The following is a 317-nucleotide window of genomic DNA, read 5'->3' as shown; positions in this document are numbered from 1 at the left end:
TCGTGAGCCAGCGGCTGGTTGACGTGCACAGTGAAGGTCGGCTTGACGTTCTCGGCCACCGAAGTCTGGTCGGCCGTGATAGTGACCTTGACCAGGTCGCCTTCGTTGCCCGGCGTACCTGGCTCGTCGATAACCGACGTGCTGACCGGGGTTTTGTCCAGCGTCAGTTGCTCGAACTTGCCGACATCCGCGCCTTCAACGGTTGCGATCGATTTGATCACAGGATCGTTGGTGCCAACGTAGACGTTGTCCGGGGCAGTGACGGTGGCAGTGCCGGTTGTACCGTTAGCCGGGATGGTGATGGTGGTTTTGCCATC

General features: G+C 59.9%; 1 protein-coding gene. It reads right to left on the bottom strand.

All coding sequences use genetic code 11. From position 1 onward, the window contains the following. Positions 1–317 (bottom strand): immunoglobulin-like domain-containing protein (locus ACTJJN_RS27090; protein ID WP_440781812.1); only part of this gene is annotated, 317 nt, incomplete at both ends.

This window comes from Pseudomonas sp. 22515 (assembly GCF_052044625.1).
Taxonomy (GTDB): domain Bacteria; phylum Pseudomonadota; class Gammaproteobacteria; order Pseudomonadales; family Pseudomonadaceae; genus Aquipseudomonas; species Aquipseudomonas alloputida.
This window is presented reverse-complemented; position numbering and strand designations above follow the sequence as displayed.